The organism is Methylobacterium sp. 1A, from assembly GCF_058072805.1.
Genome location: NZ_JBYQVE010000001.1, coordinates 3,093,532 through 3,106,869 on the forward strand (window position 1 = coordinate 3,093,532; position 13,338 = coordinate 3,106,869).

The following is a 13,338-nucleotide window of genomic DNA, read 5'->3' on the forward strand; positions in this document are numbered from 1 at the left end:
CTCCCGGAGCCGCGCTCCGATCTTCCCTGCCTCGCCTGTCCGCGTTCCTCAAGGCCACAGGCCGCGCAGGGGTGGAGATGCGCGCCGTCGCGGATGCCGGCGGCCGCATCGCGGCGACGCGGGGCGGCACGGGTCCGCGCCCGCGCCGCAGCGCGGGCGAGGGCAGGGGCGGCCGGGATGGGAGCCGGCTTCGGGGCGATTGACGCGAGGCCGCCGATGATGTCTCCCGCGGGCTCCGATCAGGTGGAGTTCGAACATGCAAGAGATCTGGTTCCGCACGGGCGAGGCCACGGTGCTGGCGGCCGAGGGCCAGTACACCGACGCCATGCCGGAGGTGCTGATCGGCTCGGTGCGCGGCCCGGTCGGTCAGGCCTTCGCGTCGATGATGGGGCAGGTCCAGGGCCACACGCGGATGTTCGTGGTGCGCGACCTCAACCAGCTCGTGCGCCCGGCCACGATGATGACCACCAAGGTCACGATCCACACGGCCGAGTATGCCGAGCTCCTCGGCGGCGTGGTCCAGGCCGCCACCGGCGACGCGATCGTGGACTGCATCATCGAGGGCATCCTGCCGAAGGACGGGCTCGACGAGCTGTGCATGATCATCATGATCTGGCTCGATCAGCGCTGCGCCGAGGACGACAACCTCGACCAGAAGGACCTCTACCGGACCAACTACGAGGCCACGAAACTCGCCATCGCCCGCGCCCTCAAGGGCGAGCCCACGGTCGACGAGCTGATCGCCAACCGGAAGACCGTGAAGCACTACGCGCTCGACGGCGTGATCGAGTACTGAGCGGCCGCTCGGCGGGGCACGCCGCCCCGTCATCGCGCGGCGAAGCGCGTCGGGGCAGCGCGCGTTCGGTGACCGTGGCGCCGCCTGGATCGCTTCGCTGCGCTGGCAAGGAGGGGGCCAGCCCGGTTCCTTCGATGGTTTGTGGGTCAACCCGGTCCCGACGCACGCCCCACGGGCGTGCGTGCGTAGAGATCGGCCACGGCACACTCGAGGCCGAAGACGGGGAGCGCCAGACGATCATCCCCGGTGAGGCGGGTGCGGGTCCAAGTCTCACCGCTGCGCACGGAAAGAGACAGTGCGCAGCTCCTCTGCTCGATCAGAAGCACGGCCTGACAGAGCGGCAACGCCTCGTAGCCCGCGCGCTTGACGTCGATCTTCGTCCGGTGCGTACCGGGCAGCTTCCGGTGATCGCTCGGCGAGAGGATCTCGGCGGCGAGGTAACAGCCCTCGACCACGTTCTGGTCGGGCTCGATGGTCGCCGCATCGATGACCGCGACATCCGGGACGTAGGTGTGTCCCGTGAGGAACGGCCTGAGGTCGATGGCGGGATCGTGGATGGCGATCCACGACGAGCCCGACCGCTCCAGAGCCGCGTTCAGCAGGCGCTGGAAATTCACGACCACGACCTGATGGATGAGGCTCGGCCGGGCCTGCATCACGATCTGGCCCTCGATGAGCTCCCACTTCTCCTCATCGGGGCGCGTCTCGATGAAGTCCCGGAAGCCCCGATGGGGATCGGTCCTGTGGATGGGCGGGGTCTTGAGAGTCGTCATGGGCAGCCAGGGCCGAGTCGACGGAGATCGAGGATTCCGCCGACGGTTCGCCCGGTCAAGGGCGCCTAACCCGGCGGGATACGCCCCACCGAGCACAGGGTGCGCATCGTGCTGCTGCCCGGGTCGGTGTAGCAGGACGCCGACCAGCCGTTCTGCTGGATGAACGACTTGCGCCGCTCCGCCAGCGCGGTCCGGTAGGCGGTGGCGATGATCGGCTCGACGGTCGCGGCCGGTTGGCCGATGAGGATCTCGGAGGCCACCGACAGGTCGCGGAAGAAGGTCGCCGAGGGGCTCGGCTCGGCGGAGGTCGCCTGCACGATCGGCTCGGCCCGGCAGGTCACGTCGAACTTGATCGGGCCAGCCACGCGGATGTCGATGCTGGGGCCGGCGCGCTTGCCGACCCGGCCGCCGATCGCGTCGGCGATCTGGCGGGTGAGGTCGTCGCAGCTGTCGGCCCGGGCGGCCTCCGCCAGGAGGGGCAGGGCCGCGCAGGCGGCGAGGAGGAGGCGCGGGACGGAGAAGCTCGACATCGCCGCACTCTACGCGCGGCGCAGGGCCTGTCGAGGGGCTGGTCGAGGGCCGCTCGAAGGGCCGGCCTCAGTGGAAATCCCGGCTGGGGAACACGCGCCGGTCCGGGGGCACGCCGAAATCCGTGTTCTCGGGCGGCAGCTTCATGCCGGCCTCGCGCAGGTCGCGCAGGGCGGCGGTGAGGTCGCGAAACCCCTCCGCCACGAGGTGGACCACCCCGTCCGCCCGCTGGATCCGGCCGCGCACGGCGAGGAACCGCGCCTGCATGGCGATCCGGCGGTTCGCCTCGAACACGGTCTTCCAGACGATCACGTTGGCGATACCGGTCTCGTCCTCCAGCGTCAGGAAGACCACGCCCTTGGCGGTGCCGGGCCGCTGGCGGATCAGCACGAGCCCCGCCACCGTGACCCGCGCCCCCTGGGGCAGCGCCGGATCGAGATGGGCCCGGGCCGGGATCGCGCCGATCCGGGCGAGCCGCCCCCGGAAGAACGCGACCGGGTGCCCCTGGAGCGACAGGCCGGTGGCGGCGTAATCCTCGGCCACGGCCTCGGACGGGGCCAGGGGCTGAAGGTCCACCGTCGGCTCGTGCCGGAACAGGCCGTCATCGGCGTGCCACGCGAAGAGCGGCAGGGGTGCGTCGAGGAGATGGGCGCGGCGCTCGCTCGCATCGGCCTTGGCGGCCTTGCGGGATGACGTCCCCTCCAGGGTGCGGACCATCCACAGGGCGGCGCGCCGGTCGAGGCCGAGCGAGCGGAACGCGTCCGCCTCCGCCAGCCGCTCCAGGGTGTTGCGGGGCAGGGCGAGGGACGCCTGCAGGCCCTCGATGCTGGCGTAGCCGTTGGCGCGCAGCCGCACGAGCCGGCGCATCGCGGCCTCGGGCAGGCCGCGCACGACGCGCAGACCGATCCGCACGGCGTGCAGCGCCGGATCCCCGGCCGGCTCCAGGGTGCAGTCCCAGTCGCTGGCGTTGACGCAGACGCCCCGCACCTCGACCCCGTGGGCCCGGGCGTCGCGCACCAGCTGGGCCGGCTGGTAGAAGCCCATCGGCTGGGCGTTGAGGATCGCGGCCAGGAAGACGTCGGGGTGCCGGCACTTCATCCAGGCCGAGGCGTAGACGAGGAGCGCGAAGCTCGCCGCGTGGCTCTCCGGGAAGCCGTAGGTCGAGAAGCCGCGGATCTGCGCGAAGCAGCGCTCGGCGAAGTCCTGCGGGTAGCCCCGGCGGGTCATGCCGCCCACGAACTTCTCCGCGAAGCCGCCGATCGACCCGACGTGGCGGAAGGTCGCCATCGCCCGGCGCAGCCCGTCGGCCTCGGCCGGGGTGAAGCCCGCCGCCGTGATGGCGATCTGCATGGCGTGCTCCTGGAACAGCGGCACGCCGTAGGTCTTCTGCAGGACCTCCTTCAGCTCGTCCGCCGGGCCGTGATCCGGGTGCGGGGCCGGGTACTCGACCGGGTCGATCCCGGAGCGTCGCCGCAGGTAGGGATGGACCATGTCGCCCTGGATCGGGCCGGGGCGCACGATCGCGACCTGCACCACGAGGTCGTAGAACTCCCTGGGCTTCAGGCGCGGCAGCATCGACATCTGCGCCCGGCTCTCGACCTGGAACACGCCGACGGAATCGGCCTTCGTCAGCATCGCGTAGGTCGCGGGATCGTCCTGCGGCAGGTCGGCCAGCGTCTCGTAGAAGGTGCCGTGATCCTTCTCCAGGAAATCGAGGCCGCGCTTGAGGCAGGTCAGCATGCCGAGCGCCAGCACGTCGACCTTCATCAGGCCGATCGCGTCGATGTCGTCCTTGTCCCACTCGATGAAGGTGCGGTCCGCCATGGCGCCGTTGCCCACCGGCACGGTCTCGTCGAGGCGGCCGCGTGTCAGCACGAAGCCGCCGACATGCTGCGACAGGTGGCGGGGGAAGCCGATCAGCTGGTGGGCGAGGTCGAGCGCCTGCCGGATCGCCGGGTTCTCCGGGTCGAGCCCGGCCTCGCGCACGTGCTGGTCCGGCATGCCGGTGCCCCAGGAGCCCCAGACCGTGTCGGCGATCGCCGCGGTCACGTCCTCGGTCAGGCCCAGGACCTTGCCGACCTCGCGGATCGCCATGCGGGGCCGGTAGTGGATCACCGTGGCGCAGAGGGCGGCCCGCTCCCGGCCGTAGCGGGCGTAGAGGTGCTGGATCACCTCCTCGCGGCGCTCGTGCTCGAAGTCGACGTCGATGTCGGGGGGCTCGCCGCGGTTCTCCGAGATGAAGCGGGCGAAGAGCAGCCGGTGCTTCGACGGGTCCACCGCGGTGATGCCGAGGCAGAAGCACACGGCGGAATTGGCCGCCGAGCCGCGGCCCTGGCACAGGATGCCCCGGCCGCGGGCGAACTCGACCACGTCGAACAGGGTCAGGAAGTAGCGGGCGTATTTCATCTTTGCGATGAGCCGCAGCTCCTCGCGCAGCGTCGCCGCGACGCCGTCCGGGACCTCGCCGCCGTAGCGCCAGCGCGCCCGTTCCCAGGTCTTCTCCTCCAGGTATTCCTGCGGCGTGCGCCCGGGGGGCACCGGCTCGTCCGGGTACTCGTAGTGCAGCTGCGACAGGCTGAACTCGCAGGCCTGCGCGATCTCGACGGTGCGGGCGAGCGCCTCCGGGTGGTCGGCGAACAGCCGCGCCATCTCGGCGGCGGGCTTCAGGTGGCGCTCGGCATTGGCCTCCAGCCGGTAGCCGGCGTCCTCGATCCGGCAGCCTTGGCGGATGCAGGTGACCACGTCCTGCAGCGGGCGTCGCTCGGGATGGTGGTAGAGCGCGTCCGAGACCGCGACCATCGGGGCGCCGGAGGCCGCGCCCAGCTCGGCGAGCAGCCCGAGGCGCCGCCGCTCGTCGCCGCGGCGCGTGTGGCTCGCCCCGAGGAAGGTCCGGCCCGGGGCGGCGGCGGCCAGCGCCTCTAGCCGCGCCCGGAAACCCTCCGGCAGGCGCCGGGCCGGCGGCATCGCGATGAACATCTGCCCCTCGGCGGCCTCCACCATCTCGGCGAAGGAGAAGCGGCACGCGCCCTTGCGGACGCGCCGGTTGCCCAGGGTGAGCAGCCGGCAGAGGCGCCCCCAGGCGCCCCGGTCCATCGGGTAGGTGACGGCCTCGAACCCCTCCTCGGTGACGAGGCGCACCCCCGGCAGGATCCGGATCGGTGTGCCTTCCTGGTCGAGCGCCAGCGCCGCCGCGTGCGCCCGGACCACGCCGGCCACGGTGTTGCGGTCGGCGATGCCGATGGCCGCGAGGCCGTAGGACGCCGCCTGCACGACGAAGTCCTGCGGATGGGAGGCGCCGTGCAGGAAGGAGAAGTTCGTGGTGACGGCGAGCTCGGCGTAGGCGGGACCGCTCACGCGAAGAGCCCGTGGACGTACCACGCGGCCGGGCGATCGGGGGCGTGCGGGCCGTCGCGGTAGAGCCAGAGCCGGTGCCCGGCCTCGCACTCGATGCGGTAGTAATCGCGATCCGCACCGGGCGCGCGCCACCATTCGGCGGCGATCCGCTCCGGCCCCTCGGCATGGGCGACGCGGTGGATCCGGGCGCGCCAGCGGAAGCGCCGGGGCGGCCCTTCCGGGACGGTCGAGAGCACGTCGAGGGCGGCCTCGCCGCGGGGGAAGATCACCAGGGGGCGGGGCGGGAGGTGGTCGGGCCAGGGGGACGCGCCGGTGCGCGCCTCCTCTTCCGCCGCTGGGCCGGAAGGCTCAGCCATCACGGTTGAACGCCGACGCTGAAGGAGCGCATCCGGCCCACTCTCCCGTTCGGGAGCGGGGGGCGGGAGAGGCGCCCGTGGCCGGCCGACGCCTCGATCGGTCGACGGTCCGTGCCCCATTCCGGCAACCCAGACCCGGTCCCGGTCGGCCCGCTCCGGCAGGTGGCTCGCCCGCGGCTCGAGCCGCAGGAGCGCCCGCCCGAGGCGCTGCGCCAGGGCGTCGGCCAGGAACCCGATCCCGTCGCCCGGGGCCGCCGCGCCGAGATCCGTCTGGCGGGCCGGCATGGGGCCGGTCACCGTCACGGCGAGCGCCACCGTCTCGAAGCCGAAGCCGGCGTCGAGGGCGGGGCCCAGCCGGTCGAGGCGCAGGGCGACGAGGGCCGCGACCCGCTCAGGATCGCGCTCGGGGCGGGACAGGCCGAGATCGATCACCCGCAGGGCGCCGTCGACCCGGTGCAGGCCGAGGCGCAGGGCGCAGGCGCCGAGCCCGTCCCGCTCCAGCCGCGGCGCGGTCTCCGCCATCAGGTCCCGGGCGGTCCGGACGATGTCCGACTGCCGGCCGATCGGGTCGAGGAAGCCGCGGGCGGCGGCGTAGGCGGCCGCCTCCGTCAGGGGCGCCAGCGGCTCGGGCCGGCGGCCCAGGGCCTGGTCGAGCCGCAGCAGCAGCGCCGCGCCGAAGCGGCGGGCGAGGGGCCCCCGGGGCAGGGCGTCGAGCTCGCCGATCCGGCGCAGGCCGAGCCGCTTCAGGCCCGCGACCGTGCCGGGATCGAGGCGCAGGGCGTCCACCGGGAGGGCCCGCAGGGCCTGCGAGGCCCCGCCCGGCGGCACCACGACCGGATCAAGCCCGCCCTGCCGCGCCAGCGCGAAGGCGGCGCCGGGCGTGTCGGTCAGCGCGATCCCCGCCGGTACGCGGCTCCGCGCGAGCCGGGCGGCCAGGTCCGCGACGAGGTTCGCCTCGCCGCCGCGCAGGTGGCTCGCGCCGGCGACGTCGATGTAGAGCCCGTCCGCCGCCTCGCCCGGCCCGAACGGGGCCACGTGGGGCGCGTAGCCGCTCGCCCAGCGGCAGAGCCGCAGCAGGGCGTCCCGGTCGGCCTCCGGGTCGGCCGGGTAGACCTGGAGCGGCACGCCGATCCGCGCCCGGACCCGGCCGAGGGGCTCGCCGACCCGGAGGCCGAGGGCGCGGGCCTCCGGGTCGAGGGCCACGAGCCGCAGCCCGCCGGACCCCTCGGCCGCCACCGCGAGGGGGCCGCGCTCAGGCGCGAGACCGGCCCGCCGCAGCCGCGTCACCGGCCAATGGCTCAGGCAGATGCAGACGATGCGCGGCATGGTCCCACTCCAGAAGCCAGTCGCCGCCCCGCCCGTTGCGGCAGCGCTCGAGCCGCGCCCGCCAGCGCGGCCTGTCCAGGGTGCCGAACCGGTCCCGCGCCGCCGGGGCGGCGGCGATCCGCCAGCGCGTGGCGGCCCCGTTGGGCAGACCGGCCGACGCCGGCCGCAGGATCAGCAGCAGCGGCGGCGCCGGCCCTTCCGCGGCGAGCTGCAGGCGCCGGCCCGGCTTCAGCGGCAGCCCGTCCCGCAGGAGGCCGATCAGGGCCGTGAGCGCCCGCGCGTGCAGGGCCGCCTCCAGGGCGCGGAACACCTCCGCGTCGCTGCCGGCTTCCAGCAGCAGCAGGCGGCCGGGGTCGAGGCCGAGGCCGGCGAGGCCGTGCCCGTAGGGCAGGGGCTGGCCGGGCGCGGCGGCGATCAGCGCTTCCCCCGGCTCCCGGGCGAGCTGGCGGGCGCAGAGCGCCAGGGCGAAGCCCAGGGCCGCGATCGCATCCGCGGGCTCGGCCGGCGCGATCTCGTGGGGCGGCCCGAGGGCGAGACCGCCGCCCGGCAGGTGCGCGTCGAGATCCGGAACGCCCAGCGGCAGGACCGGGGCCGGATCCCGGCCGCGATCCGGCGGCGCGAGGCGCGCCCGCAGGACCGCCAGCCGGGCCCGGGGATCGCCCCGCGCGATCGCCGCCTCGGTCTCGTCGGCAGGGTCCAGCCCCATCTCCATCGGCTCCGGTCATGCTGGACGATAGGAACATAACAGGAACATGCACAAACGGTTTCCGCGGGGTCCCGGAATCGCGCGTGGCGGCAGCGGCTTGGCCTGTGGACGGCTGTGGACGCCTGTGGAATCGACCGCCCCCGCGCCGTCCGAGGTCGCGGTTGACCGCAATCGCAGGGCGAGACCAATGTCCGGACGCCGCGCGCGTGACGCGGCCGAACCGGACCGCGCATGCGCTCAGCCCTCAGCTCAGCCCTCACTCTGACGCTCCTGCTCGCCCTGCCGGGCGCGGCGCTCGGCCAGCAGGCGGATCCGCCGGGGGCCGCCGCCCCGGATCCCGCCGCGTCCACCCCCGCGACGGGGCGGGCGCGCCCGGCCCGCCCGCGGGTCCGCCACGCGCAGGCCCCGAGCCAGCCGATCATGGTCTACGACGCGCGGATCGAGGCCGGCGACCTGAGGATCTCGGGCTCCGTGCGCAAGCCCGGCGCGATCGTGGTGCTGGACGACGACATCTCGATCCAGGCCGACCGGCGCGGCCGGTTCACCTTCCGGCTGCCCTACCGGCCCTCGACCTGCGTGGTGACGCTGAAGGCGGAGCCGGACGAGCGCGAGGCGGTCGTGGCGAACTGCGCGCCCGAGGGTCCGCCCGGACCGCCCGGTCCCCAGGGTGCGGCGGGACCGCCCGGCGAGACGGGTCCCAGGGGCGAGACGGGGGCCAAGGGCGAGACCGGTCCCAAGGGGGAGCAGGGCCTCAAGGGGGATCAGGGCCTCAAGGGCGATACGGGTCCCCAGGGCGAGCCCGGCCCGAAGGGGGAGCCCGGTGCCACGGGCGCGGCCGGCCCGCAGGGCGCACCGGGCCCGAAGGGCGACGCAGGAGCCTCGGGCCCGCCGGGCGCACCGGGCTCGCGGGGGCCGATCGGGCCGCAGGGCGGCCCGGGCCCGAAGGGCGAGGCCGCCAGCCTGCGGCCCGTGCGCAAGTCCGACTGCCCGGGAGGCTGCACGATCACCTGCGGGACCGGGGAGATGCTGGTCACGGCCCACTGCCTCAAGGGCGGCGCGCCGACCTACGACGGGGAGGGCGCCAGCTGCCCGGCGGAGGCGACCGGCATCGTCGGGTTCTGCACGCGGCCGTGAGCCGGGCGGGTCAGCCGCCGGTCTCGCGCAGCCAGTCGAGCATCCCGGCGGCGGCCGACCGGCCGCCCGCGAAGGCGCCCTGGAGGAGGTAGCCGCCGGTCGGCGCCTCCCAGTCGAGCATCTCGCCGGCCAGGAACAGGCCGGGATGGGCGCGCAGCATGGACCGCCCGTCCAGCGCGTCGAGCCGGACGCCGCCCGCCGTCGAGATCGCCCGCTCGATCGGCGCGGAGGCGGTGAGGGTGATGGGCGCAGCCTTGATCAGCCCGGCGAGGGCCCCGGGCTCCGCCGGGAGGGCGCCGCCGGCCGCCTCGCGCAGCAGCCCCGCCGCCGCGGGCGCGAGGCCCGCGGCCTTGCGCAGCCGGGTCGCGGCCGAGTCGCCCGGCCGGGCGCCGGACAGGCGGCGGGCGAGGGCGTCCCGGGTCAGGTCCGGGCGGAGATCCACGACGAGCCGGGCGCTGCCCCCGGCCGCGATCGCCTCGCGCAGGGCGCGCGAGAGGGCGTAGACCGCCCCGCCCTCGAGGCCGGCCTCCGTGATCACGGCCTCGCCCCGCACCGTGGTGCCCGCGCAGGTGAGCGCCACCCGCTTCAGCGGCGCGCCGGAGAACCGCTCCCGGAACAGGTCGGACCACGCCGCCGCGAAGCCGGCATTGGCCGGACGCAGGGGCGACACCGCCACGCCGAGCCCCTCGAGGAGCGGCACCCAGCGCCCGTCCGAGCCGAGGCGCGGCCAGCTCGCCCCGCCCAGCGCCAGCAGGGTGGCGCGCGGCCGGATGTCCAGGGGACCGTCCGGGGTCTCGAAGCGCAGGCCCCCGGCGATCCCCGTGAGCCGGTGGCGGGTCCGGATCCGGACGCCGAGGCGGTCGAGCCGCGCCAGCCACGCCCGCAGCAGGGGCGAGGCCTTGAAGCTGCGCGGGAAGACGCGCCCGCTCGTGCCGACGAAGGTCGGCTCGCCGAGATCCGCGCACCACGCCCTGAGCGCGTCGGGCGGGAAGGCCGCGATGGCCGCGTCGAGGGCGCCGCGCGGATGGTAGCGGGCGAGGAACTCGGCCCGCGCCTCGCCGTGGGTGATGTTGAGGCCGCCGCGCCCGGCGATCAGCAGCTTGCGGGCGACCGACGGCATGCGCTCGTAGACCGTGACCGCGCGGCCGGCCTCGCCCAGCAGCTCGGCCGCGGCGAGCCCGGCGGGCCCCCCGCCCACGATGGCGATTGCGTCCCTGTCATCCGGCATGGGGCGGGAGAGCGACAGCCCGGCACCCTCTGTCAAGGGCGAAGGTCGGATCGGCGCCGGGCGCCATGGGCCGGCCTCCGGCGTTGCGCTAGGAAACGGACACGCCCGAACGCACGTTCTTCCCGATCCCGGGCGCCGCGGTTACCGGTGCACCGGCCCGCGACCGCGGCCCGCCCGCGCCCCCCTCATGCCGCCCCAGGCCCCGTCCGCCCCGGACGGTCGGCCGGCACGGTCCGGATCAGAGGCTCTCAGACACGTGGCCAGTCCCGTCGCCGTCACCGAGATCCAGCCGCAGGCCCAGGCGCAGGCCCAGGCGCGGGCCGCCCCGCAGGCCGCGCTCAGCCCCGGCGAGATCCGCGCCATCGTCTACGGGCTGATGACCGCGATGCTGCTCGCGGCCCTCGACCAGACCATCGTGGCGACCGCCATGCCGACCATCGGCCTCGACCTCGGCGACGCCGCGAACCTGCCCTGGATCGTCACCGCCTACCTGCTGGCCTCCACGGCGGTGACCCCGCTCTACGGCAAGCTCAGCGACATCCACGGCCGGCGGGTCATGCTGCTGATCGCCATCGCGACCTTCGTGGTCGGCTCGCTCGCCTGCGCGCTCGCGCCCACGATGGTGGCGCTGGCGCTCGCCCGGGGTCTCCAGGGTGTCGGCGGCGGCGGCCTGATCGCCCTGGCGCAGACCATCCTGGCCGACATCATGTCGCCCAAGGAGCGGGCGCGCTACCAGGTGGTGATCGCGGGCGTGTTCGTGACGGCCTCGGTGGCGGGGCCGCTGCTCGGCGGCCTCTTCGCCCAGCACCTGCACTGGTCCCTGATCTTCTGGATCAACCTGCCGATCGGCGTCCTCGCCTTCGCGCTCACCAACGCCAACCTCAAGCGCCTGCCCCGCCACGAGCGCCGCCACCGGCTGGACTATCCCGGCGCCGCCCTGATGGTGGCGGGCTCCGTCACCCTCCTGCTGGCCCTGAGCTGGGGCGGGGTGCGCTATCCCTGGGACTCGGCGCCGGTCCTCGCCCTCCTGGCCGGGGCGGCCGTGCTGGGCGGCGGCTTCGCGGCGCGGCTCGCCACGGCGGCCGAGCCGCTGATCCCCACGGAGGTGCTCAAGGACCGGGTGGTCTACAGCGCGACGCTGGCGGCGTGCTTCGCCATGGGCACCTTCATCGGGCTCACCATCTACGTGCCGATCTTCCTCGAAGGGGTGATCGGGCTCTCGGCGAGCGAGTCCGGGGTGGCCCTGGTGCCGCTGATGATCGGCACCGTCACGGGCGCGACCCTGTCGGGCCGGTCGATGCTGCATTTCCGGCACTACAAGCGCGTGCCCCTGGCGATGATGTGCGTCAGCCTCGCCTGCTGCGCCACCATCGCCTGGCAGGGCCGGGCGCTGCCCTTCTGGCTCATGGAGGTGCTGTTCGCGCTGCTCTCCATGGGGATCGGGACGATCCTGCCGCTCTCGACCATCTCGATCCAGAACGCGGTGGAGACGCACCAGCTCGGCATCGCCACCGCCGCGATGAACTTCTTCCGCTCCCTCGGCGGGGCCCTGATCGTGGCGGCCTTCGGCACGATCGTGCTCGGCGGCGCCGCGGGCGGGGCGGGGGGAGGGGCCCACGACGTGGAGAGCCTGATCCGCGGCGCGGACCCGGCCCAGCTCGCCCTGACCTTCCGCCACGTCTTCCTGGCCGCCTGCCTCGGCCTGCTCGGGGCCTTCACGTTCCTGGCGCTGATGGAGGAGCGGCCCCTGCGCGAGCGCACATCCCCCAAGATGGCCGCCGAGACGCCGGACGCCTCCGCCTGACGGCGGCGCGGAACCGGACGCGGTCCCTCACCCCGCGCGCGCTCCTGCTCCGGGACAGGAGGTCGCCCCGACACGCGCGCCCGCGTCGCGGCGGGGCCACGGGGAGCGGATAGCGTCACCGGACCGCGCGCCGGCCGGGCGCTCTGCCCTTGATTCGCCCGGATCACCGCTTACGTCGGCCCCATCGGCTGCGGGCCCCTCTGGCGGGCGCTCCTCAGCGCCCGTGATGTCGGAGCCGATGCTTTCCATCTGGAATCAGCATCAGGTCCCCGCACATGATGGACGTCCTCACCGTCGAATGGCTCGGCAAGCCGTTGTGGATGTGGCTCGGGTTCCACGTCCTGATCGCCTGCCTGCTCGCCTTCGACCTCGGGCTCCTCCACCGCGACAAGGAGCACGAGATCGGCGTCCGGGAGAGCTTGGCTCTCACCGGCTTCTACCTCGCCCTCGGCCTCGCCTTCGGCGGCTGGATCTGGTGGTATCTCGGGCCGTCTTCCGCCGAGGAGTACGTCACCGGCCTCGTGGTCGAGAAGTCGCTGTCGATGGACAACGTCTTCGTCATCGCCATGATCCTCACGGCCCTGGGCATCCCGCGGGCGGCCCAGCACCGGGTCCTCCTCTGGGGCATCCTGGCGGCCGTGGTGCTGCGCGGCCTGATGATCGGGCTCGGCGCCGCCCTGGTGCACGAGGTGCACTGGGTGCTCTCCCTGTTCGCCGCCTTCCTGATCTACGCCGGCCTGAAGATCCTGCTCTCGGGCGACGAGGAGGAGGGCGACTTCCAGAACAGCGCCGTCGTGCGCTGGTTCAAGACGACCTTCCGGGTCACGCCCGACCTGCACGGCCAGCGCTTCACCGTGCGCAAGACCGACCCGAGGACCGGCAAGGTCGCCCTGTACTTCACCCCGCTGGCGCTCGCCCTGGTGCTGGTGAACGGCGCCGACGTGATCTTCGCGGTCGACAGCGTGCCGGCGATCTTCGCGATCACCACCGACACGTTCGTGGTCTACACCTCCAATATCTTCGCGATCCTGGGCCTGCGCGCCCTCTACTTCGCGCTCGCCGCGATGGTCGACCGGTTCGCCTACCTGAAGACGGCGCTGGCCTTCATCCTGATCTTCATCGGCGCCAAGATCGTCGTGGCCGACACGTTCGGGCTCATCCACGTGCAGCCCTGGGTCTCCCTGGTGGTGACCCTGACGCTGCTGGCGGCCGGCGTCTTCTACAGCCTCTGGCGGACCCGGACCGACGCGCCGGTCGCGCCGGCCCCGGAGGCCGGGCACCCCCGTGAGGCCCGGGCCCACCGCGCCTGAGGGGGCCCGGCGGGCGCCCGGCC

Annotated in this window: 10 protein-coding genes; 4 read left to right on the forward strand and 6 right to left on the reverse strand. The window is 74.3% G+C overall.

Features of this window, described 5'->3' with window-relative positions; translation table 11 throughout:
- The first annotated feature begins 256 nt into the window (after positions 1-256).
- A complete protein-coding gene (fae, locus tag ACX9MN_RS15120; protein ID WP_020092273.1) occupies positions 257-796 on the forward strand; it encodes a formaldehyde-activating enzyme in 540 nt (179 codons plus the stop codon).
- Between the two features lie 146 nt (positions 797-942).
- On the opposite strand, the gene ACX9MN_RS15125 is transcribed toward fae, so the two are convergent.
- From ACX9MN_RS15125 to ACX9MN_RS15145, 5 genes are all read right to left on the reverse strand, one after another.
- Entirely contained in the window at positions 943-1,569 is a 627-nt protein-coding gene (locus tag ACX9MN_RS15125) for a Uma2 family endonuclease (RefSeq protein WP_042675400.1), read from the reverse strand.
- A gap of 65 nt (positions 1,570-1,634) precedes the next feature.
- The gene (locus ACX9MN_RS15130) at positions 1,635-2,099 is read right to left on the reverse strand and encodes a hypothetical protein (protein WP_489724827.1); all 465 of its coding nucleotides are present in this window, start codon (positions 2,097-2,099) and stop codon (positions 1,635-1,637) included.
- A 67-nt stretch (positions 2,100-2,166) separates the two neighbouring features.
- A complete protein-coding gene (locus tag ACX9MN_RS15135; protein ID WP_489724828.1) occupies positions 2,167-5,451 on the reverse strand; it encodes an error-prone DNA polymerase in 3,285 nt (1,094 codons plus the stop codon).
- Entirely contained in the window at positions 5,448-7,133 is a 1,686-nt protein-coding gene (locus tag ACX9MN_RS15140; protein WP_489724829.1) for a Y-family DNA polymerase, read from the reverse strand. The genes ACX9MN_RS15135 and ACX9MN_RS15140 overlap by 4 nt, the downstream gene beginning before the upstream one ends.
- Positions 7,060-7,845, reverse strand: a complete 786-nt coding sequence (locus tag ACX9MN_RS15145) for an ImuA family protein (protein ID WP_489724830.1) — start codon at positions 7,843-7,845, stop codon at positions 7,060-7,062. Before ACX9MN_RS15145 ends, ACX9MN_RS15140 begins: the two co-directional genes overlap by 74 nt.
- A 225-nt stretch (positions 7,846-8,070) precedes the next feature.
- Between ACX9MN_RS15145 and ACX9MN_RS15150 the strand changes: the two genes are divergently transcribed.
- Positions 8,071-8,973 (forward strand): collagen-like protein, encoded by a 903-nt coding sequence (locus ACX9MN_RS15150; RefSeq protein ID WP_489724831.1) that lies wholly within the window; start codon positions 8,071-8,073, stop codon positions 8,971-8,973.
- 10 nt (positions 8,974-8,983) lie between these two features.
- On the opposite strand, the gene ACX9MN_RS15155 is transcribed toward ACX9MN_RS15150, so the two are convergent.
- Positions 8,984-10,201, reverse strand: coding sequence for a TIGR03862 family flavoprotein (locus ACX9MN_RS15155; RefSeq protein ID WP_489725228.1), 1,218 nt, complete (start codon positions 10,199-10,201; stop codon positions 8,984-8,986).
- A 256-nt stretch (positions 10,202-10,457) separates the two neighbouring features.
- Between ACX9MN_RS15155 and ACX9MN_RS15160 the strand changes: the two genes are divergently transcribed.
- The gene (locus ACX9MN_RS15160; RefSeq protein WP_489724832.1) at positions 10,458-12,005 is read left to right on the forward strand and encodes an MDR family MFS transporter; all 1,548 of its coding nucleotides are present in this window, start codon (positions 10,458-10,460) and stop codon (positions 12,003-12,005) included.
- 275 nt (positions 12,006-12,280) lie between these two features.
- A complete protein-coding gene (locus ACX9MN_RS15165) occupies positions 12,281-13,315 on the forward strand; it encodes a TerC family protein (RefSeq protein ID WP_020092281.1) in 1,035 nt (344 codons plus the stop codon).
- The last annotated feature ends 23 nt before the right edge of the window (positions 13,316-13,338 follow it).